This window comes from Bartonella sp. AD328YNZD (assembly GCF_042196425.1).
In genome coordinates this window covers 12,422-13,851 of sequence record NZ_JBHIQG010000038.1, presented here as the reverse complement: position 1 = coordinate 13,851, position 1,430 = coordinate 12,422, and the positions used below count along the sequence as shown (strand labels likewise).

At 40.3% G+C, this 1,430-nt stretch carries 2 protein-coding genes; both read left to right on the top strand.

Annotated features, from left to right (window positions below):
• The coding region (locus tag ACFIO3_RS03315) for an ATP-binding cassette domain-containing protein (RefSeq protein ID WP_375704107.1) at positions 1 to 461 on the top strand (461 nt) is incomplete at its 5' end.
• Between the two features lie 3 nt (positions 462 to 464).
• Complete coding sequence (locus tag ACFIO3_RS03310; protein WP_375606765.1) at positions 465 to 1,334, top strand: metal ABC transporter permease; 870 nt, start codon at positions 465 to 467, stop codon at positions 1,332 to 1,334.
• The last annotated feature ends 96 nt before the right edge of the window (positions 1,335 to 1,430 follow it).

The window sequence follows — 1,430 nt, the reverse complement described above, 5'->3', positions numbered from 1 at the left end:
TATGGAAAAACCAACGCCCTTATGATTCTAAGATTCAGAATGCGCTTGAAATGGTTGGACTCTCAGCACTTGCCACCCGTTCGCTTGAAACATTATCAGGTGGGCAATTACAACGCGCTCTTTTTGCACGTATCATTGTACAAGATGCCAATATTATTTTGCTTGATGAACCTTTCAATGGTGTAGATCATAATACCCAAAAAGACCTTCTTGCACTGATCACATACTGGCAACAGCAAGGACGCACAATTCTCACAGCACTCCATAACCCTCTCATCGTGCAAGAATTTTTTCCCCAAATGATTCAAATTGATCAACAAAACGCCTTTTATGGAGAAACAACACAGTTTTTAAACAACACCCTTCATCACGTTATGCCACCTCTCACCTCCAATTCTTTCCCTATTAGCGCACAAAAACAAAATCTTCTCATTAATGATCCTCTCTTTCTTAGGTTATAAGACGTGTATGCATTTTTTCTTGCCCCCTTTGTTGATTTCCAATTTATGCAAAACGCTCTTATCGGCTCTATTCTCCTCTCTATTAGTGCTTGTCCTGTTGGTGTGTTTTTGATGCTCCGTGGAATGAGTTTGACAGGAGATGCTATCTCTCATGCCATTCTTCCTGGTGTTGCAACTGCTTTTCTCATTTGCGGCTTCTCCCTTATATCTATGACACTTGGTGGTATTTTTGCTGGCATTATTGTTGCTTTAGCAACCATTTTGATTTCACGAAACAGCTTTCAGAAAGAAGATGCATCCATGACCGTCTTTTATCTTATTGCACTCGCGGCAGGTGTTATTATTATCTCACTGAAAGACTCAACAATTGAGCTGCTTCATCTCTTATTCGGATCGGTTCTTGCACTTGATGCACAAGCCCTTTGGTTAATCACTACTATAATGCTGATTACACTATGCAGCCTTTGTATTTTTTGGCGTGCACTCGTTTTAGAAAGCTTTGACCCCCTCTTTTTTAAATCACTCTCTCCATTGAGTAAATATATTCATATTTCATTGCTTGGACTTGTGGTGCTGAATCTAGTTGGAGGCTTTCAATCACTAGGAACATTACTTTCCGTTGGCATTATGATGATTCCAGCCATTACAGCCCGTTTTTGGTTTTCACGGCTAGGCCCTATTTGCGCGCTTTCCACTCTTTTTGGAATCATTTCTAGCGTAGGTGGTCTCCTGCTTTCTTTTCATCTTTCACTTCCATCCGGCCCTGCTATCATCATTACCGCAGGATTTATTTATCTTGTTTCCTGTTTGATAAGTCCACGTGGCTTTATTGTAGCATGGTTTCCCCACCTCTTTTATACCTCCTCACTTTAAGGAAAAAAACGTGCCTAAATTTGCTCAAAAATTTGTTCTTCTTGGAGCTTTATTGCTTGCCCTTTCTCCATTTTCTGCTTCTGCACACAATAAAAT